Source organism: Janthinobacterium rivuli (assembly GCF_009208735.1).
GTDB lineage: Bacteria > Pseudomonadota > Gammaproteobacteria > Burkholderiales > Burkholderiaceae_D > Janthinobacterium.
The window spans coordinates 1-20198 of the sequence record NZ_WFLJ01000003.1 but is presented as its reverse complement, the minus strand read 5'-3'; the positions used below and the strand labels follow the sequence as shown (position 1 = coordinate 20198).

Genomic DNA, 20198 nt, shown 5'->3' with positions numbered 1-20198 from the left:
TTACGGTTAGCGAATGATGGCGACGCGTTTCTGCAGGCGTTTTACCAGGAACGACAAGGCATAGCACAGCACGAAATACACGACGGCGACAAACACGTACATCTCCACCAGGCGGCCGTCGCGCTGGGCGATCTTTGAGGCGGCGCCGACGAAATCGGGGATCGACAGCACGTACACGAGCGACACGTCCTGGAACAGCACGATGGTTTGCGTCAGCAGCACGGGGATCATGTTGCGGAACGCTTGCGGCAGCACGATGAAGGCCATGGTCTGCGAGTAGTTCATGCCCAGCGCCTGACCGGCCCATACCTGGCCGCGCGGGATCGACTGTATGCCGCTGCGCATGATCTCGCAATAGTAGGCCGCCTCGAACATGATGAAGGTGATCAGCGCGGAGGAAAACGCGCCCACTTTCACGGGTTCGTTCGCGCCGATGACCCAGGCGGCAATGTACGGCACCAGGAAGTAGAACCAGAAGATCACCAGCACCAGCGGAATCGAGCGTATCAGGTTGACGTAGCTCGACGCCACGCCCGAGATGAGGCGGCTGCCGGACAGGCGCATCAAGGCCAGCAGGGTGCCCAGCACGATGCCGCCCACCATGGCCAGCGCCGTCAGTTTCAGGGTGAAGAGCATGCCGGTCTGGAACAGGTAGACCCACGAGCGGGAGATGACATCGAAGTCGAAATTGCCGAACATATCAATGTCCTCCCGTCTTGGCGCCGGCGACGATGAAGCCCGGGATGGCGACCTTTTTCTCGATCAGGTGCATCAGCACCACCACCAGCAGGTTGACGACGACGTAGATGATGGTGGCGGCCGAAAACGCCTCGAACACCTGGAAGGAAAACTCCTGGATGGCGCGCGCGCTGGCCGTCAGTTCGATCAGGCCGATGGTCAGCGCCACGGAACTGTTCTTGATGATGTTTAAGAATTCGCTGGTCAACGGCGGCATGATGACGCGCGCGGCCATCGGCAGCAAGATGAAGCGGTAGGTTTGCGGCAGGGTCAGACCCAGCGCCGTGCCGGCCAGTTTCTGCCCGCGCGGCAGCGCCTCGATACCCGTCGTCACCTGCACGGCCACGCGCGAGGAGGTAAAGAATCCCAGGCACAGCACGGCCGTGACGAACGGCGCATTCGGCAGCGACTTGACCCAGGCGCCCAGGTCGGGCGGCAGCAATTCCGGCATGACGAAGTACCAGAGGAACATCTGCACCAGCAGCGGCACGTTGCGGAACAATTCGACGTAGGCATTGGCCACGCCCACCAGCCATTTGTTCGGCAGGGTGCGCACGGTGCCGATCACCAGGCCCAATAGCAAGGCCATGATCCAGGCCGTGCCGGCCGTGGCCAGGGTCCAGACCAGGCCGGACCACAGGGTGTCCATATACGTGCCCACGCCATCGGGAGAGATCTCCCAGAAGATGCGCCAATTCCAGTTGTAATTCATGATCATCCTTCCGATGCAGCCCAAGGGCAGCGGCCAACCGGCCGCCCGCCCCGCAATTGAAACGGGAGGCTTGCGCCTCCCGATTTGTTACGCCGTCTTTACTTTTTCCGTTTGTCCGAAGTCTTCTGCGCTTCGGGTACGGCCGCATACGCGGCCGGATCGCCCGAATCGGTCGGATTCGCGAACACGGCCTTCAATTGCGGCGGCATGGGGAATTTCAGGTTGATGTTTTTCGGCGGGATCGGCGAGGTAAACCATTTCGCGTAGATGCGGTTGATGTCGTCGCTCTTGTACAGGCGGATCAGCGCGTCGTCGACCACTTTCTTGAAGGCTGGATCGCCCTTGCGCAGCATGATGCCGTACGGCTCGACCGACAGCGCTTCCTTGGTGATTTCGTAGTCGTTCGGGTTTTTCGAGTTGGCCACTTGCGATGCCAGCAGGATATCGTCGTTGGCTTCAGCCACCGCGCGGCCCGTTTCCAGCATCAGGAACGACTCGGGATGGTCCTTGCCGACGGCAATGTTCATGCCCAGGTTCTTTTCCTTGTTGAGGATGGTCATCTGCTTGATGGTCGACGTGCCGGCCGTGGCGACCAGGGTCTTGCCGCGCAAGTCTTCCAGGGTCTTGATGTTCGAGGATTTTTTCGCCAGGATGCGGTTGCCGATGACGAACATGGTCGGGGCGAATGCCACCTGCTGCTGACGCTCCAGGTTGTTCGTCGTCGAGCCGCATTCGAGGTCGATGGTGCCGTTGGCCATCAGCGGGATGCGGTTGGCCGACGTGACGGGGCTCATCACCACTTTCAGTTCGCTCAAGCCCAGGTGCTTTTGCAGGGCCGTGACGACTTTCATGCACAGGTCGATCGAATAACCCTGGTATTGCTGTTTGTCATCGAGATAGGAGAAGGGCACGGAGCCGTCGCGCACGCCGAGGGTGACGGAGCCGGCTTTCTTGATCTTGGCCAAGGTGCCGGTCAATTCCTGAGCCTGGACTGGCGACATGCTGCTGATGACACCGACGCTGAGCAGCGTGGCGATGATTTTGGTCAATTTCATAAATTCTCCTGGGCGGACAAACCGGATGGACTCCGAACGAAACAACTGTGGTGCAGACGCCACCAATGGAATTAATTTTATTTCATTTTCAGCGCCGGACTAGCCGTTTTCTGCGATTGCCCTCAAATAGGCGCTATACGCGCGCCTGAATCGGCGCGGCTGTAGCATTTTTCCTACTGATTTTCCTTTCCCGATTTATTTGGCTATGTCACCATCAAGTGTGGGAACGCTCCCAGCGTTGCTTTCAATAACGTTTCGGGTGACCGGATGCGCCTGGCATCGAGTATCCAGCGCCAGCCCAGATAGTTCGGCAGGTAGCGCGTCGCCACGCCGTGAAACGGCCTTAACCATTCGCGCAGGCGGCTGTGATACGCATTGACGTTCTGCACGTGCGCGGCACCCTGCACACGGATGCCGGCGCGCAAGTTGACGGCCTGATGGCTGATGCCCGTCTCCCTGGCAAACGCCCGGTAGGCGGCATGGCCATCCGTGACGAGCAGGATATCCTGGTCGATGACGGGCAACAAGCAGCGGTGCAGCTGCGCCTTCGTCAGTTGCCCTTTGCCTGTGACGAAGTCGAGGGTCTGGCCCGTGCGGTCACGCGCCACCAGGATGCAGACTTGCTCGTTCGATATACCGCGCTTAAAGGCATGGCCACCCCGGCGGCGGGCCGGACGCGTCATCTGTCGCGCGCCTTTTTCCGATTCCAGCACATATAACTCGTCAGCCTCGGCGATGCCATGCAGGCCATGCGGCCGGTCCGTCTTCGCGACGCTGAGAAATCGGTGGCGCCAGCGAAACGTGGTGTTGCGGTGCAGTCCCAGCTGCTGAGCGGCCTTCCGCACCGTGGTGGAATCAAGTAGGCAATCGGCAAATGCGATCCATCGCGCCTTGTGGCGCAAGCGGGCCAGCGGCGTGCCCGTCAAGGCATTGAACGTGCGCCCACAAGGCACGCAGCGGTAGCGCTGCAAGCCGTGCGCATGGCCATGCCGGTGCAGGTGATGCGCGTGGCAGGCGGGACAGGACAAGCGCTGCTGCACCACGCTTTCCAGCAGCGCGACAGTCGCGTCGTGTGGCGCGTTGCCACGCAGCAAAGCCATGCCAGCCTGCCGCTGGCGCCGGTTCAGGTAAGCAAACTGGGCGATAAAACGGATCCATTCGGCTGGCTGCATGATCTGCTCCCCATGTGGTAAGTATGCAGAGTCAGACAGCGCTGCCAAAGGAAGATTCCGGCATTTCCCCTATTTGTCGGTGACAGAGCCATTTATTTTGCCGGCGCCAGCCCCGCCAACGCGTCCTCATCCTCCTCATCGTCCCTATTCGCCTGCTGGCGTTGCCACATCTGCGCGTACAGGCCATCGAGCACCAGCAATTGCGGATGCGTGCCCCGCTCGACGATGCGGCCATGGTCGAGCACCAGGATTTGCTGGGCGTCGGCCACCGTCGACAGGCGGTGCGCAATGACCAGGGTGGTGCGGTTCCTGGCGATCTCCTTCAGCTGCGACTGGATCGCCTGCTCGGCCTTCGAATCGAGCGCCGAGGTGGCTTCGTCGAAGATCAGGATGGCCGGGTCTTTCAGCAAGGTGCGGGCGATGGCCACGCGCTGCTTTTCGCCGCCCGACAGCTTCAAGCCCCGTTCGCCCACCATGGAGTTATAACCATCTGGCAAGCTTTCAATAAAATCATGGATCGACGCCGCTTTCGCCGCCGCCACGATGGCCTCCTTGCTGGCGCCCGGCTTGCCGTAGGCGATGTTGTATTCGATGGTGTCGTTGAACAAGACCGTGTCCTGCGGCACGATGCCGATGGCGGCGCGCAGCGAGTCCTGCGTGATGGCCCGCAAATCCTGGCCATCGATGGTGATGCCGCCGCCATCGACTTCATAGAAGCGGAACAGCAAACGCGACAGAGTCGACTTGCCCGAGCCGCTGTGGCCCACCACGGCCGTCGTGGTGCCGGCCGGAATCTGGAAATCCACGTCGAACAGGATTTGCCGCTTGGCTTCATAGCTGAAATCCACATGATTGAAACGCACGGCCGCGCCCCGCGTGACGAGCGGCTGGGCGTCCGGCGTATCGGCGATTTCGCGGTTCTCGTTCAGCAAGGAAAACAATCGTTCCATGTCGGCCAGGCTTTGCTTGATTTCGCGGTAAATGACGCCCAGGAAATTGAGGGGGATGTACAGCTGGATCATGAAGGCATTGACCAGCACCAGGTCGCCCAGGGTCATGCTGCCGGCGATCACGCCCACCGTGGCGCGCCAGAGTATCAATGTCACGGCCGTGGCGATGATCAGGGACTGGCCCGTATTGAGCAGGGACAGGGAAGTCTGCGATTTCACGGCCGCCGATTCATAGCGCTGCAAGCCCTCATCGTAGCGCTTCGCCTCGTAATCCTCGTTGCCGAAATACTTCACGGTTTCATAGTTGATCAGCGAATCGATGGCCTTGGTATTCGCTTTTGAATCGAGGTCGTTCATGGTGCGGCGGAAATGCGTGCGCCAGTTCGTCACCAGCACGGTAAACGCGATGTAAGACACGAGCGCCACGGCCGTGATCACGGTGAACCAGATGTCGTAATGCAAGACCAGATAGCCGAGCACGAGCGTGATTTCCACCAGGGTCGGCAGGATGTTAAACAGGGTATAGGAAATGAGCGAGCCGACGCTGCGTGTGCCCCGCTCGATGTCGCGCGTCATGCCGCCCGTCTGGCGGTTCAAATGGAAACGCAGGGACAAGGCATGCAGGTGGCGGAACACTTGCAGCGCGATGGTGCGCACGGCGCGCTGCGTGACGCGGGCGAACAGGAATTCGCGCAATTCCGTAAACAAGGTGGTCGACAGGCGCAGCAAGCCGTACGCCACCAGCAAACCGACGGGCAACACCAGCAGCGCCTGCGGATGGGCCGCCGTGATCGTCATGGCGTCGACGAGTTTTTTCAGGATCAGCGGCACGCCCACGTTGGCCAGCTTGGCGCCCACCAGACATAGCAGCGCCAGCAGCACTCGCCATTTGTAGACCCACAGGTACGGCAGCAAGGTCTTGATGGTGGCGAAATCGCTGTGGCTGGCGGAGGCTGGCGAGCGGGGCGGAGGGGGAGTCTGGGAACGGCGCATGGCGAAGGTCGGCTTTTTATGGTTCAATCGGGGCAATTGTAGCCTTTCATGAGAATAAAAGATGAGCACCTCCCCCAACCGCCCTGACAACTGCCTCGCCTCCGGCCTGCCCGCCGGAAAAATGCCGGAATTGCGCATGATGCCCGCGCCGTCCGACGCCAATGTGTATGGCGACGTCTTCGGCGGCTGGATCATGGCGCAGGTCGATATCGCCGGTTCCCTGCCGGCCACGCGGCGCGCCAACGGCCGCGTCGCCACCATCGCGGTGAACTCCTTCGTCTTCAAAAATCCCGTCTTCGTCGGCGATCTGCTGTCCTTCTACGCCGACATCGTCAAGGTTGGCAATACCTCGATCACCGTCAATGTCGAGGTATATGCCGAGCGCAACCGCCTGCAGGCATGCATCGTGAAAGTCACGGAAGCAACCCTGATCTACGTGGCGACGGACTCTGACCGCAAGCCACGCAAGGTGCCGCCGATCGAAACCTTATTGGCGTCTTGATTGTCGCAATAATTCCACACCATGGATGAGCAGCGCCGCATCTTCCTGCACAGCGCTGCGCGCATCACGGCGCTGGCCGCCGCCGGCAGCGTGCTGTCCGGCTCCAGCGCCAGCGCCGCCACGCGCATCAATGGCGCCGGCTATCCGTTCGCGCTCGGCGTCGCTTCCGGCTCACCGTTACCTGATGCGGTGGTGCTGTGGACGCGCATCTGCCACGACCCGCTGCATGCCGCCGCCACGCCCGCCATCGCCTTGAACGTGCGCTGGGAAGTGGCCGACGATGAAGGTTTTCGCCGCATCGTTGCCAAGGGCCAGGCCACGGCCATGCCCGCCCTCGCGCACAGCGTGCACGTCGACGTCGATGGTCTCGCGCCCGGACGCTGGTACTGGTACCGCTTCATGCTGGGCGACGCCGTCAGTCCCGTGGGCCGCACGCGCACGGCGCCCGAGCCCGGCTCCATGCCAGCCTCGCTGAAACTGGCCGTCGCCTCATGCCAGCATTGGGAATTCGGCGCGTATGCGGCGCACCGGCACATCGCCGCGGCCGCGCCCGACCTGGTGGCCTTCCTCGGCGATTACATTTATGAGTGGGGACCATACCAGCTGCAGCACCCGAACCGGGCCGTGCGCACGCATGAAAGTTTTACCCTGGACGAGTACCGCGCCCGCTATGCGCAATACAAGAGCGACCCGGATTTGCAGGGCGCGCACCTGGCCGCGCCGTGGATCGTCACCTGGGACGACCATGAGGTGGCCAACGATTACGGCAACGACCGCGACGAGTTGCTCACGCCTGGCTTTTTGCAGCGCCGCGCGGCCGCCTACCAGACGTTCTATGAACACATGCCGCTGCGCCTGTTACCGCTGGGACGGCGCGGCTTTGTCGACATGCGCATTTACCAGCGCTATGACTGGGGCCGGCTGGCGCGCTTCCATGTGCTGGACGACCGGCAATACCGCGCCTATCACGCGTGCGCCAGGCCAGGGCGCGGCGGCTCCAATTCCGTCACCACGCGCAACTGCCCCGACTTGCGCAAGCCCGAACGCACGATGCTGGGCGAGGAACAGCAGCGCTGGCTGCAAGCCGGTCTCGATGATTCCCCGGCGCGCTGGAATATCCTGGCCCAGCAAACCCTGATGGCGCAATCGAGCCAGGTGCCCATCCTGCGGCCCGGCGACGAACGCATCTGGACCGATGGCTGGGATGGCTATCCGCTGGCCCGCCAGCGCCTGCTCGACGCCTTGCGCAGCAGCAAGGCCAGCAACCCGCTGGTGCTGTCGGGCGACGTGCATACCTTTTACGCCACGGAACTGAGCCGTAACGCCATGCGCCCGGTCAGCAAGGATAATCCCGTGCTGGCCACGGAGTTTTGCGGGACCTCCATCACGTCGAGCTCCCGCCCGCAGGCGCGCACGGAGCAGTACGTGGCGATGAACCCGCACATCCGCTACGGACGCAGCGACAAGCGCGGCTATATGTGGATGGAGATCACGCCACATCAAACCACGACCCTGTTCCAGGGCCTGGAGAATGTGCGCGACAGCGCGTCCACCATCGCGACGCTGGCCAGTTTCACCGTGCAGGATGGCAAGGCGGGCCTGCGCCGCATCTAGCAGGCACCCTTCAAGGCATCGCGGTAGCGCCGGCTGACGGGCACTTCCCCGCCCGTGGACAGCACGGCGCGCGCATCGCCCGATTCCAGCGGTATGATTGCCTGCACAAAATCCAGGTTGACGATATAGCTGCGGTGCACGCGCACAAAGCGCTTGCCGTCCAGGCGGCGCTCGATGGCGGCCATGGTCGAGCGCAGCGGGTAATCGTGCCCGCGCACGTGCAGATTCACATAATTGCCCCAGGCCTGTATCCATTCGATGTCGCCTGCGGGCAGCAGGAAATCCTTGCCCAGCTTGCGCACCAGGAAGCGCTCCGGCTGCTGCACCGGTTCCACGGCGGGCCCTTCATCGGGCTCGCCCAGCAAGGTCGCCTCGCCTTGCCAGCGCATCAGCAGCAACTGGTAAAAGCCCACGGCCAGCAAGACGAGGAAGTAAGCACGCACATCTTTCATGTACTCATACGGCAGCTCGCGCCACCAATCACCGAAATCGTATTCGCTGCCCTGGCTCCAGTACGCCAGCTTGCGCAACGCCACCATGGCCAGCACATGCACCAGGCTGTAGACGACGGACGCCGCCAGGTGCCAGCGCAGGTTCTGGCGCTGGAACACCAGGTGCAGCGGCCGGACCTGGCCCGCCAGCACGACCACGGGCACCAGCGCCAGCAGCACCAGATTGCTGCTCCATTCCCACACGGCCACTTCCCAGAACGCCATTTCAACGCCTGTTCGTTGCAGGTCGGTCCACACCAGCCAGCTGTTCACGCTGGCCTGCAGCAGATACAGCACGATCCAGAATCCGGGCTCGGCCACGCGGCGCCAGCGTTGATAACGTTGCAACAGATCAGTGGAAGCGATGTGCATGGTCTCGGACGATGAATGAGTTACATGATTGTAAGGTCCCACGCCCGTCCCAGGCTGACTACTCGTCCCAGCCAGCCGTCCATTGATCCCATTTCACTGGCTGGCAGCCCCGCCGCTGCCTATGCTGGCGCTTCCTTGACCACTCTTCCACGATCATGACCATAGACTCCCGCCGTCACGATATCGACGCCTTGCGCTTTCTCGTCTTCAGCCTGCTGATCGTCTATCACACTGCCCTGCTATACATGGACGGCTGGCACTTTCACATGCACAGCAGCTATGCCACCGATGCCTTGAACATGCCGCTGGTCTTCCTCAACCGCTGGCGCATGGAAATCGTCTTCCTCATCTCCGGCGTGTCGTGCGCCATGATGACGCAGTCCTCGCGCGGCGCCTTCCTGTGGCGCAGGACCAGGCGATTGCTGTTGCCGCTGCTGTTCGGCATGGCCGTCATCATTCCCATCCAGCCGTATTGCGAAGGCGTCAGCAAGGGTCTGGTCGAACCTGGATATGGGCAGTTCCTGCTGCACTACTTTGGCGGTCACGCCTGGCCGGCAGGCGCCTTCGATGGCTGGCAATATGGTTTTACCTGGAACCATCTGTGGTATCTGGTGTACTTGCTGCTGTACACCATCGTGCTGGTGGCGCTGCAGCCGCTGCTGGCGGCGCTGCGTCCCCTGTTCCAGCGCTTGCGCGGATGGCAATTGCTGGTCTTGCCGGCCCTGCCGCCCTTGGCGGCAATGGTCTTGCTCAAAATGCGCTATCCGGAAACCCATGCGCTGGTGCACGACTGGTATGCGCACGCCATGTATTTCACACTGTTCGTGTATGGCTGGTGGCTGGGCAATGACAAGGGATTGTGGGCGGAACTGGCGCGCTTGCGCTGGCACACCTTGTGGCTGGGCCTGGGCGCGTTTGCCGTGTATATGTTTTTCGACCAGATATATTCGGAGAACCTGCTGACCTGGGCCTCATTCGGCTCCTGGCCCATGCGCAAGCTGTACATGTGGCTGGCCATCTGCGCCATCCTGGGCTGGTCGCACACCTTGCTGAATAAACCGTTTGCCTGGCTGCCATGGGCGCGCCAGGCCGTGTTTCCCTGGTACATACTGCACCAGAGCGCGATTATCCTGCTGGCTTACTGGCTGGTGCCGTTGAAGCTGGGCCCCCTGCTGGAACCGCTGCTGGTGCTGGCCGGTACGGTGGCGACCTGCTGGCTGGGGACCTCGTTGCTGATCAGCAAGGTGAACTGGCTTCGCCCCTGCTTCGGCCTGCCCGCCCGGCCAGGCCGGAGCCTGGCGGCGGACACGGCCCTGGTGGCGAATTAGGCGACTTTCTTTTCGTCGCGCAATTGACGGCGCAATATCTTGCCGACATTGGTCTTCGGCAATTCATCACGGAACTCGATGTATTTCGGTTTCTTGTAGGCCGTCAATTCATGCTTGCAATGCTCGCGGATCTGTTCCACCGTCAGGTTCGGATCCTTGCGCACGACAAACACTTTCACGGCTTCGCCCGCGTTGGCGTCCGGAACGCCGATGCAGGCGCATTCCAGCACGCCTGGGCACGAAGCGACCACGTCTTCGACTTCGTTCGGATACACGTTGAAGCCGGACACGATGATCATGTCTTTCTTGCGGTCCACGATCTTGACGTAGCCGCGCTCATCCATGACACCCACGTCGCCCGTCTTGAAATAGCCGTCGGCCGTCATCGACTTGGCCGTCTCGTCCGGACGCTGCCAGTAGCCGGCCATCACTTGCGGGCCGCGCACGGCGATCTCGCCCGGCTCGCCCAACGGCACTTCCACGCCGTCGTCGTTGAGAATCGCCACTTCCGTCGACGGGAAAGGCAAGCCGATGGTGCCCGTAAATTCCGTGATATCGACGCGGTTGCCCGTCACCACGGGCGACGTTTCTGACATGCCATAGCCTTCGATCAGCGGGCAGCCAGTCAATTTCAGCCAGCGTTCGGCCACGTTGCGCTGCAAGGCCATGCCGCCGCCATTGCACACTTTATAGCTGGAGAAATCGAGCTTGGCGAAGTCGGCATTGTTCAGCAGCGCGTTGTACAAGGTGTTGACGGCCGGGAAAACGACGATCTTGTGCTTGGCCAATTCCTTGACGAAACCGGGGATGTCGCGCGGGTTGGGGATCAGCACGCTCATGCCGCCCAGGCGCATGCCCATCAGGGCGCTGACCGTCAGCGAATAGATGTGATACAGAGGCAAGGCGCACATGAAGCCCATCGAGGTGGCGCGCATTTCGGGCGTCATCACGGGCGACATCCACGCCTCGTTTTGCAGCACGTTGGCGATGACGTTACGATGCAACAACATCGCGCCTTTCGACACGCCCGTCGTGCCACCCGTGTATTGCAGGAAGACGATATCGTCATGCCCCTGCTGCACCGGCGTGAGCGTCAAACGGGAACCCTCGGCCAGCATCTTGTTGAAGCTGATGGCGCCCGGCAAGGAAAACGCCGGCACCATTTTCTTGATCTTGCGCACGACGAAGTTGACGATGGCGCCCTTCAAGCCACCGAGCAAGTCGCCCATGGTGGCGACGATCACATGCTTGACCTGCGTGTGCGGCAATACCTGCTCGACCGTGGTGGCGAAGTTTTCCAGCACGATGATCGCCTCGCTGCCCGAATCGATCAGCTGGTGCTGCAACTCGCGCGGCGTGTACAGCGGGTTGACGTTGACCACCGTGTAGCCGGCGCGCAAGATCGCCGCCATGGCCACCGGATATTGCAGCACGTTCGGCAGCATGATCGCCACGCGCGCGCCCGGTTGCAGGCCACGGCTTTGCAGCCAGGCGCCCATCTGCCGCGACAGCTGGTCGAGCTCGCGGTAGGTCAGGAATTTATCCATGCACACGAAAGCATTGCGGTCCGCGTATTTCTGAAACGACTCTTCCAGCAAATGCGTGACGGAACGGTATTGCGTGCAATCAATCTCTGCGGGAACGCTGTCCGGGTACGACTTCAACCAAATCTTGTCCATCTATGCCTCATCTTTATCTGTATGAAAGGGTGCGCGGCCTTGACGCGCACCCTGCACTGTTTATGCTGCTATCTTCGTTTCGTCGCGCAGGGCGCGACGCAAAATCTTGCCGACGTTGGTTTTCGGCAGTTCATCGCGGAATTCGATGTATTTCGGCCGCTTGTAGCCCGTGAACTGTTCCTTGCAATATGCGGCCAGCACCGCCTGGGTCAGGTTCGGATCCTTGCGCACGACAAACACTTTCACGGCTTCGCCCGAGTGTTCGTCCGGCACGCCCACGCAGGCGCACTCGAGCACGCCCGGATGGGCCGCGATGACAGCCTCGACTTCGTTCGGATACACATTGAAGCCGGAGACGAGAATCATGTCTTTCTTGCGGTCCACAATCTTCACGTAGCCGCGCTCGTCCATGATGCCCACGTCGCCAGATTTAAAATAACCGTCGGGTGTCATGACCTTGGCCGTCTCGTCGGGACGATTCCAGTAGCCGCTCATCACTTGCGGGCCACGGATGGCGATCTCGCCCGTCTGGCCCAGCGGCACTTCCTTGCCGTCATCGTCGAGGATGGCGATCTCGGTCGAGGGCACGGGCAAGCCGATGGTGCCGGAGAACGCCGTGCTGTCGGCGCGGTTGCAGGTGGCGACGGGCGACGTTTCCGACAGGCCATAGCCTTCGATGATGGACACGCCCGTCACTTGCAGCCACTTGTCATTGACGGCTTGCTGCACCGCCATGCCGCCGCCATTGGCGATCTTCAAGCCCGAGAAATCGAGCTTGGCAAAATCGGGGTGGTTCACCAGCGCGTTATACAACGTATTAACCGCCGGCAACAGGTTGAACTTGTACTTGCCCAGCTCCTTGATCAGCCCCGGGATATCGCGCGGGTTCGGGATCAGGATATTCAGGGCGCCCACGCGCGTGCCCCACATCGCGCACGCCGTCAGGGCAAAGATATGGTACAGCGGCAAGGCGCAGACGACGATCATCTGTTCCTTGCTGTTCTGATCGAGCGCCGCCCCCGACCACGCTTCGCTCTGCAGCACGTTGGCGATCACATTGCGGTGGCTCAAGGTCGCGCCTTTCGACACGCCCGTCGTGCCGCCCGTGTATTGCAGGAAAGCAGCGTCATGGATGCTCAGCTCGACAGGCGTGAGTTTCATGCGCTTGCCCAGCGCCAGCGCCTGCTTGAAACGCATGGCATTCGGCAAGGAATACGCGGGCACCATCTTCTTGACGTTGCGCACGACAAAATTGACGAGCATGCCCTTCAAGCCGCCCAGCATTTCGCCCATGCTGGCAACGATGATGTGCTTGACGGCCGTCTTGCCCAGCACTTGCTCGAGCGTATGGGCAAAGTTTTCCAGCACGATGATCGCTTCGCTGCCCGAATCGTTGAGCTGGTGTTCCAGTTCCCGCGGCGTATACAAGGGGTTGACGTTGACCACCGTGTAGCCGGCGCGCAAGACGGCGGCGATGGCCACCGGATACTGGAGCACGTTCGGCATCATCAGGGCAACCCGCGCGCCCTTCTTCAGGCCACGGCTTTGCAGCCAGGCGCCCAGCTGGCGCGAATAGGTATCGAGTTCGGCATAGGTGAGAAATTTGTCCATGCAGACATAGGCATTGCGATCCGCATATTTTTGAAACGCTTCTTCCAGCAGATGCACGAGCGAACGATATTGATCAGGATCGATGTCGGCGGGGACGCCGGGAGGGTACGACTTCAGCCAAATTTTGTCCATCCTGTGCCTCTTGTCTCGAATAATCGTGGGGGAGCCAGCGCTGCTTGCCGGCGCGGATCATTGCTGCGGATTCTGTCGTCCTGCAGTCAGTTTGAGCATTCTGACGAGCAATTGCTCTATGCTACTAATGCGATGCTATCGGGCGCCGCGCTTCCATGCAAGCGCTTTCAACAGTATTCGAGCGGCAACTCTAAGGGTATTTTATGCTGCAATGCAACATGATAAATACACTGTTGCAGGATGGGTGGACCTGACGTGCGAGACAATCTTTACGGGTCAGGGGCTGGACAATTGTTCCAGCGCACGCCTGCGCTCAGGCTTCTCGATCTGGGCCATTGTGTGCACTGCAGCATAAAAAGCACGAAAGTTCTTTTTTTCTTCCAGCAATTTTTTGAAGGCAGGCAAAAATTCATTGTAGGTAGACACGGAAGCGAGGTGCGCATTGCTCAACGGCTGCTCGAACCAGCGGTCGTAACCGGCGAAACCACCCCAGTTTTGCTTCATCACCTGATACGCTTCTTTCAGTGCAGCAAACACCTGCGCCTTGCGCGCGCGCTTCTCCGCATCGCTGGCGTCGCTGGCATACACGGCTTCCAGTTCGCCGCGGTAGCGCAGCAGCAAGGTCAGGAAATCCTGGCGCCGCGCCGTGTACTGGGCGTACGCGGCACGCATCGTGTCATTGCCCTCGCGCGCCAGCCAGCGCTGCACACCCGCCTCTTCCACGGCACTGGCAAATGACTCGTTGAAGGCCGAATCGCCGGGCACGTACACCACCTGGTGCGCCAGTTCATGGAAGATCAGGCGCGCCAGTTCCGCATCGTTGTAGTGAATAAAAGTCGACAACAGGGGGTCGTCGAACCAGCCCAGGGTGGAATACGCGGGCACGCCGCCCACCTGCACGTCGTAATGCTGGGCCCGCAATTCCTCGGCATACGCGAGCGCCTCTGCCTTGTCATAGTAACCGCGGTAATTGACGCAACCGGCGATGGGGAAACACCATTGCAGCGGTTGCAGCGACAATTCCGGCGTGGCCACCACGTTCCACAGCACAAACGGGCGCCGCAGGGCCGCATAATTCTTGTAGCTGCCATTGTCGGGCAAGTCCAGCTCGCTGACGGCAAAGCGGCGGATGTGCTGCGCCTTGGCCAGGCGCACTTTCAGGCGCGGTTCGGTGGCCGGGTCATCGAGCCAGTCACCTATGGGACGCGCGCCAGACCACAGCGCATACTGCCCCTGCGCCGCCTGCGTGTAATAGCGCAACTGCGTGCAGCCGCCCAGCAGCAGGCACACCGTGCCGACAAGCAAGTGGGCCGGCCAGCGCGCCAGGGCCATGGTCAGGCGGCCTTTTCCACTTCGACCAGCGTATCGTAGAAGGTTGGCGCGCGGCCCATGTCCGTCAGGCGCTGGCTCGTCACTTCATTGGCGTTCTTGCCGTCGCTGGCGAGTTTCTTCCACCACACGGACAAGCCCACCACCAAGCCCCGCCTGGCCTTGTCCGTCACCCGGGCCTTGGCGACAAAGCTGCCGCGGTCATTAAAGATGCGCACCATGTCGCCGGCCGCGATGCCGCGCACGGCGCAGTCATCGGGATGGATATCGAGGTGCGGCTCACCCTCGGCCGCGCGCAGGCTTTTCACGTTGACGAAGGTGGAATTGAGGAAATTGCGCGCCGGCGGCGAGATCATGGCCAGCGGATAACGGGCCGCCAGCGCGGGATTGCTGGCCAGCGATTCATGCGGTGCGATATACGTGGGCAAGGGATCGAGTCCCGCCTGCGCCATGGCGCTGGAATACAACTCGCACTTGCCCGATGGCGTGGGGAAACCGCCCTCGGCAAAAGGCGCCTCCGGCATGGCCAGCTTTTGCCAGCCCGTACGTTTCAGCGATTCCCAGTCGAAATGCACGGCGCGCGCATCGGTCGCATCGAAGGCCTTGGCCGCCAGCGCATCGTCGCTTTCCTGGAAGCACGGGTCATCAAAGCCCATGTGTTGGGCCAGCAGGCGGAAGATTTCCGTATTCGCCTTCGCTTCGCCCAGCGGCGCCACGGCCGCGTTATTCGCCATCATGTACAGGTGGCCATAGGTGGAATGCGCATCGACATGTTCCAGCTGCGTCGTGGCGGGCAGCACGATGTCGGCGTAGTCGACGGTATCGGTCTGGAAGTGTTCGAGCACGACCGTAAACAAGTCTTCGCGGGCAAAACCCTGCGCCACCTTCGACGAATCGGGCGCCACGGCCAGCGGGTTCGAGTTGTAGACGATCACCGCTTCCACTTGCGGGCCGAACTCGGCGGAACTTTCTTTCAATAAATCGTCGCCGATGGTGCTCATGTTGATGGTGCGCGGCGTGCCTTTGAGCAAATCGGGGCGCTGCAGGGCCTTGCGGTTGACGGGGAAGGAACCGGAGCTCGACAGCTGCATGCCGCCGGCAGGATGGCGCCAGGCGCCCGTCAGGGCCGGCAGGCAGGCGATATTGCGCACGGCCATGCCGCCGCCGTGCACGCGCTGCACGCCGTAGTTGGCGCGGATGGCGGCGCCCTCGCCGGAACGGCAGGCCTGGCCGTACAGGCGCGCCAGTTCCACCACTTCCGCGGTCGTGATGCCGCACACCTCGGCCACGCGCTCGGGCGGCCATTCCAGGGCGCGCTGTTTCAGTTCAGCATAGCCGATGGTGTACTGCGCAATATAGTCGTGGTCGACCAGGTCTTCGGTGATCAAGACATGCATCAAGCCCAGCGCCAGGGCCGCATCGGTCCCCGGCAGCAAGGCGATATGCTGGTGGCACTTTTCGGCCGTCAGCGAACGGTAGGGGTCGATGGCGATCAGGGTGGCGCCATGGCGCTTGGCCTCTTGCGCGCGCATCCAGAAGTGCAAATTCGAGGCGATCGGGTTGCCGCCCCAGATGATAATCAACTTGGCGTTCTGGAACTGTTCCAGGTCCGTGCCGATGCTGGCGCCCACCGTGTAGCGGTAACCGGTGGCGCCGGCCGACGCGCAGATGGTGCGGTCCAGCAGGGAGGCGCCCAGCTGGTTGAAGAAACGCGAGGACATCGATTCGCCCTGCACCAGGCCCATGGTGCCGCAGTAGCTGTACGGCAAGATCGCCTGCGGATCGCGCGCGGCGATCGGTTTCAAGCGGGCCGCGATGGTCTGCAGCGCTTCTTCCCAGCTGATGCGCTCGAACTTGCCTTCCCCCTTCTTGCCCACGCGGCGCAGCGGGGTCAACAAGCGGTCCGCATGGTAGGTGCGTTCCGTGAAGCGCGACACCTTCGTGCACAGCACGCCAGCCGTGGTCGGGTGGTCGGGATCGCCCTTGACGGCGGTGGCCACCCCATCGGTCACGGTGACCAGCAAGGCGCAGGTATCGGGGCAGTCGAGCGGGCAGGCGGCGCGCACTTGGGTGGTGGTCATGGGGCAATCCAAAAACGTTGGGGGAAGGCGATACTGTAAACCATTCCGCGCGCTTGCTGTTGGCGCCGTACCAAGCGCATCCGTGCGCTGGATTTACCCGGCAAACAAGGGCTACAATGCACTATTAGCCGCGCCTGTTTTCGATCAAACAAGCGCGGTCCGGCGCGCCATACATTGCTGCGCGCCAGCATCCACAGGAGAGTCCCATGAAACTAGTTGATCCGATCTTGGCGTTTCAATCCGAGCTGCAAGGTATCCGCCGCGACCTGCATGCGCACCCCGAGCTGTGCTATGAAGAACAGCGCACCTCGGACGTGGTCGCCGCCAAATTGACGGAATGGGGCATTCCCGTGGTACGCGGCCTGGCCCGCACTGGCGTGGTCGGCATCATCAAGCATGGTACGTCGACACGCGCCATCGGCTTGCGCGCCGACATGGATGCCTTGCCGATGCAGGAAATGAATACCTTCGAGCATGCTTCGCGCCATCCGGGCAAGATGCACGCCTGCGGCCATGACGGCCACACGGCCATGCTGCTGGGCGCCGCCCATTACCTGGCGCAGCACCGCCATTTCGATGGCACCGTGTACCTGGTCTTCCAGCCGGCAGAAGAAGGCGGCGCCGGCGCGCGCGAAATGATAGCAGACGGCTTGTTTACCCGCTTTCCCATGGATGCCATCTATGGCATGCACAACTGGCCAGGCGCCGAAACGGGCACGCTGAGCGTGGTGGAAGGCCCGATGATGGCGTCCAGCAATGAATTCCATGTCACCGTCAAAGGTAAGGGCGCCCACGCGGCCCAGCCCCACAAGGGCATCGATCCCGTCATGGTGGCCGTGCAAATCGCGCAAAGCTGGCAAACCGTCATCACGCGCAACAAGAGCCCGCTCGATACGGCCGTGCTGTCGATCACGCAAATCCATGCGGGCAGCGCCACCAATGTGATCCCCGATGATGCCAGCCTGGTTGGCACCGTGCGCACCTTCACCACGCCCGTGCTGGACCTGATCGAGGAACGCATGCGCGACATCGCCGTGCACACGGCCGCCGCCTTTGGCGCGGAAGTCGATTTCCACTTCAAGCGCAACTATCCGCCGCTGGTCAACCACGCGAAAGAAACGGCGTTTGCCGTTGAAGTCATGCAAAGCGTGGTGGGCGCGGACAAGGTCAACGCAAATGTCGAACCGACCATGGGCGCGGAAGATTTCGCCTTCTTCCTGCAAGAAAAGGCCGGCTGCTACATCTTCATCGGCAATGGCGATGGCGAGCACCGCGATGGCGGCCATGGCCTGGGTCCGTGTGTCTTGCACAATGGCAGCTACGACTTCAATGACCATCTGTTGCCCATCGGCGCCAGTTTCTGGGTCAAGCTGGCCGAAGCGAGCCTGCCCGTCGCTTGAATCAGCTCAGTTGATCCGGACCTGTGCCCAGGCGCTGGCCCGGATTCAACGCTTCCAGGGCCAGCAAGGCGGCCGCGTGGTCTGCCGTCGGATAGGTGGTGGCGAGGGTTTCATAGCGCTGCGTCACCAGCTGCGTCACGGGCAAGGTGACGTGGGCCGCCTCGGCCGCCGCGAGGATGTTGTGCATGTCCTTGATCTGGCTTTTCACCTGGCCGCCCGCCACAAAGTTACGCTCCAGCATGCGCTGGCCATGCACCTCCAGAATCTTGCTCTCGGCAAAACCGCCACGGATCGCCGCCCGTACGGCAGCCGCATCAGCGCCGGCCGCCTGGGCCAGCAACAGCGCCTCGGCCACGATAGTCAATGTCGCGCCGACGATCAGCTGATTGCACAGCTTGGCGACCTGACCACTGCCGACCGGCCCGACCAGGGTCGGGCGCCCCATGGCCGTCAAAATAGTTTCCACACGCGCGTAATCGTTGGTGCTGGCGCCGGCCATGATGGCCAGCGTGCCCGCCTGCGCCCCGCCGACGCCGCCCGACACGGGCGCATCGATGAAGGCATGGCCAGCGGCGTGCAAGACGGCATGAAATTGTCGGGCTTCTGATTGTTGGGTGGAACTCATATCGATCCACAGCGCGCCGGCGGTTAATGCCGGCAGCGCCTCTTGCAACACCTGCGCCACGATGGGGCCGGCTTCCAGCATGGAGATGACCACGTCCGCGCCATTGACCGCCTCAGCGATGGAAATGACGGGCTGCGCGCCTGCCGCACGCAGGACTTGGGCCTTGCTGTGCGTGCGATTCCAAATTGTGACAGAATATCCAGCGCGTAGCAGGCACCGGACCATCGGATCCCCCATCAGACCGATACCGAGAAATGCGATTTTTGTAGAGAATGTCAATTGAACCCCTGAGATCAACAAGTGGCGAGAGCGGCATGCAATGCAAGGTGCCTGTACAACAATAGCCTATCGGCCAATTTTACGATGAAAGCCTCTATGTTCTTCAAGAAGAATCTCCTCAAATCCATCGCCGCCGTTACCGCGCTGATGGCGGCCAACGCCGGCTTTGCCGCCGACGACAAACTGATCGACTCCGTCTACGGCGAATATGCCAAGGGCGTGAAGGTACAAATGGTACGCGCCGGCGTGACCTCGAACTGGGATAAGGCCTGGTTCGTATCGAATGGTACGCAGTTGAGCGGTTACTGGGATGCCAGTATTGGCGGCTGGGATGGCAAGAGCTATCGCAACGTCCCTGGCCAGCATCAAAAGCTGTGGGACCTGGGCTTTACCCCTGTGTTCCGCTTTGAAAATACAAATAAGCTGGGTTTCTATGCGGAAGGCGGCATTGGCGTACACATGCTGTCCAAGCTGTACGATAACGATGACAATCGCCTGTCGACCCACTTCCAGTTCGGCGACCATATCGGCGTCGGCTATATCTTCAATAACAAATGGGAAGTCGCTGCGAAGATCCAGCATTTCTCGAACGGCGGTTACAAGAAACCGAATAGCGGCGTCAATTACATGAACGTCAAAGTCGCTTACCATTTTTAATGGTTATGACAAATGAACAAGGCACCGCGTAGCGGTGCCTTTTTTTACGCCGGTATGCCGGGAAACAAAACCAGCAGACGTAAAAAAACCCCAACCGGATCACCGGAAGGGGTTTTTTCGAATAACAAGCCTGACGATAACCTACTTTCACACTGGTTGCAGCACTATCATCGGCGCAAAGTTGTTTCACGGTCCTGTTCGGGATGGGAAGGGGTGGGACCAACTTGCTATGGTCATCAGGCATAACTTGTACTGGCGTTTGTCCTCGGTGGAGCGACAAAGCCTGAATCTGGAAGAAGCAAAGATTGGGGTAATGAATTGGTGTATCAACAAACTCACAACGTTGTACCGTCTTATCCTCTGTACCTGCTAAGGTTATAGGGACAAGCCGTACGGGCAATTAGTACTGGTTAGCTTAATGCATTACTGCACTTCCACACCCAGCCTATCAACGTCCTGGTCTCGAACGACCCTTCAA

16 protein-coding genes and 2 rRNA genes are annotated in these 20198 nt (G+C 61.1%); 5 read left to right on the top strand and 13 right to left on the bottom strand.

Annotated features, from left to right (window positions below; all coding sequences use genetic code 11):
• Positions 1-6: 6 nt before the first annotated feature.
• The 5 genes from GCN78_RS04410 to GCN78_RS04390 all read right to left on the bottom strand — a co-directional run bounded on the left by GCN78_RS04410 (position 7) and on the right by GCN78_RS04390 (position 5620).
• Complete coding sequence (locus GCN78_RS04410; protein WP_152250617.1) at positions 7-699, bottom strand: amino acid ABC transporter permease; 693 nt, start codon at positions 697-699, stop codon at positions 7-9.
• A 1-nt stretch (position 700) separates the two neighbouring features.
• Positions 701-1450 carry an amino acid ABC transporter permease gene (locus GCN78_RS04405; RefSeq protein ID WP_152250616.1) on the bottom strand — a complete coding sequence of 250 codons (750 nt, stop codon included), beginning with the start codon at positions 1448-1450 and terminating at the stop codon, positions 701-703.
• Positions 1451-1548: 98 nt separating this feature from the next.
• Positions 1549-2505: an amino acid ABC transporter substrate-binding protein gene (locus GCN78_RS04400; RefSeq protein ID WP_152250615.1), complete on the bottom strand. Its 957-nt coding sequence runs from the start codon at positions 2503-2505 to the stop codon at positions 1549-1551.
• Positions 2506-2708: 203 nt separating this feature from the next.
• Positions 2709-3677 carry an IS1595 family transposase gene (locus tag GCN78_RS04395; protein ID WP_152250614.1) on the bottom strand — a complete coding sequence of 323 codons (969 nt, stop codon included), beginning with the start codon at positions 3675-3677 and terminating at the stop codon, positions 2709-2711.
• A 92-nt stretch (positions 3678-3769) separates the two neighbouring features.
• Complete coding sequence (locus tag GCN78_RS04390; RefSeq protein WP_152250613.1) at positions 3770-5620, bottom strand: ABCB family ABC transporter ATP-binding protein/permease; 1851 nt, start codon at positions 5618-5620, stop codon at positions 3770-3772.
• Positions 5621-5756: 136 nt separating this feature from the next.
• Here GCN78_RS04390 and GCN78_RS04385 point away from each other — a divergent pair, with 136 nt between their 5' ends.
• Positions 5757-6122, top strand: coding sequence for an acyl-CoA thioesterase (locus tag GCN78_RS04385; RefSeq protein WP_226939493.1), 366 nt, complete (start codon positions 5757-5759; stop codon positions 6120-6122).
• Positions 6123-6143: 21 nt separating this feature from the next.
• The gene (locus tag GCN78_RS04380; protein WP_152250611.1) at positions 6144-7736 is read left to right on the top strand and encodes an alkaline phosphatase D family protein; all 1593 of its coding nucleotides are present in this window, start codon (positions 6144-6146) and stop codon (positions 7734-7736) included.
• Here the strand turns inward: GCN78_RS04380 and GCN78_RS04375 are convergent.
• A complete protein-coding gene (locus GCN78_RS04375; RefSeq protein ID WP_152250610.1) occupies positions 7733-8599 on the bottom strand; it encodes a LytTR family DNA-binding domain-containing protein in 867 nt (288 codons plus the stop codon). The two genes, GCN78_RS04380 and GCN78_RS04375, sit on opposite strands and share 4 nt — an antisense overlap.
• A gap of 155 nt (positions 8600-8754) precedes the next feature.
• On the opposite strand from GCN78_RS04375, the gene GCN78_RS04370 reads away from it, so the two are divergent.
• Entirely contained in the window at positions 8755-9927 is a 1173-nt protein-coding gene (locus GCN78_RS04370) for an acyltransferase family protein (RefSeq protein WP_152250609.1), read from the top strand.
• On the opposite strand, the gene GCN78_RS04365 is transcribed toward GCN78_RS04370, so the two are convergent.
• From GCN78_RS04365 to GCN78_RS04350, 4 genes are all read right to left on the bottom strand, one after another.
• Positions 9924-11606, bottom strand: a complete 1683-nt coding sequence (locus GCN78_RS04365) for a long-chain-fatty-acid--CoA ligase (RefSeq protein WP_152250608.1) — start codon at positions 11604-11606, stop codon at positions 9924-9926. The two genes, GCN78_RS04370 and GCN78_RS04365, sit on opposite strands and share 4 nt — an antisense overlap.
• A gap of 60 nt (positions 11607-11666) precedes the next feature.
• A complete protein-coding gene (locus GCN78_RS04360; RefSeq protein ID WP_152250607.1) occupies positions 11667-13349 on the bottom strand; it encodes a long-chain fatty acid--CoA ligase in 1683 nt (560 codons plus the stop codon).
• Between the two features lie 276 nt (positions 13350-13625).
• The gene (locus GCN78_RS04355; RefSeq protein WP_152250606.1) at positions 13626-14681 is read right to left on the bottom strand and encodes an aminopeptidase; all 1056 of its coding nucleotides are present in this window, start codon (positions 14679-14681) and stop codon (positions 13626-13628) included.
• 2 nt (positions 14682-14683) lie between these two features.
• Positions 14684-16759, bottom strand: coding sequence for a molybdopterin-containing oxidoreductase family protein (locus tag GCN78_RS04350; RefSeq protein WP_152250605.1), 2076 nt, complete (start codon positions 16757-16759; stop codon positions 14684-14686).
• Between the two features lie 206 nt (positions 16760-16965).
• On the opposite strand from GCN78_RS04350, the gene GCN78_RS04345 reads away from it, so the two are divergent.
• Positions 16966-18159 (top strand): M20 aminoacylase family protein, encoded by a 1194-nt coding sequence (locus GCN78_RS04345; protein WP_152250604.1) that lies wholly within the window; start codon positions 16966-16968, stop codon positions 18157-18159.
• 1 nt (position 18160) lies between these two features.
• Here the strand turns inward: GCN78_RS04345 and GCN78_RS04340 are convergent, their stop codons facing one another.
• The gene (locus GCN78_RS04340; RefSeq protein ID WP_226939463.1) at positions 18161-19063 is read right to left on the bottom strand and encodes an NAD(P)-dependent oxidoreductase; all 903 of its coding nucleotides are present in this window, start codon (positions 19061-19063) and stop codon (positions 18161-18163) included.
• Positions 19064-19147: 84 nt separating this feature from the next.
• On the opposite strand from GCN78_RS04340, the gene GCN78_RS04335 reads away from it, so the two are divergent.
• The gene (locus tag GCN78_RS04335) at positions 19148-19720 is read left to right on the top strand and encodes an acyloxyacyl hydrolase (protein ID WP_226939462.1); all 573 of its coding nucleotides are present in this window, start codon (positions 19148-19150) and stop codon (positions 19718-19720) included.
• A 128-nt stretch (positions 19721-19848) separates the two neighbouring features.
• On the opposite strand, the gene rrf is transcribed toward GCN78_RS04335, so the two are convergent.
• Together rrf and GCN78_RS04325 are read right to left on the bottom strand one after the other, a co-directional pair.
• Positions 19849-19961: ribosomal RNA gene (gene rrf, locus GCN78_RS04330) — 5S ribosomal RNA — on the bottom strand.
• A 138-nt stretch (positions 19962-20099) separates the two neighbouring features.
• Positions 20100-20198: ribosomal RNA gene (locus GCN78_RS04325) — 23S ribosomal RNA — on the bottom strand; the annotation flags it as partial.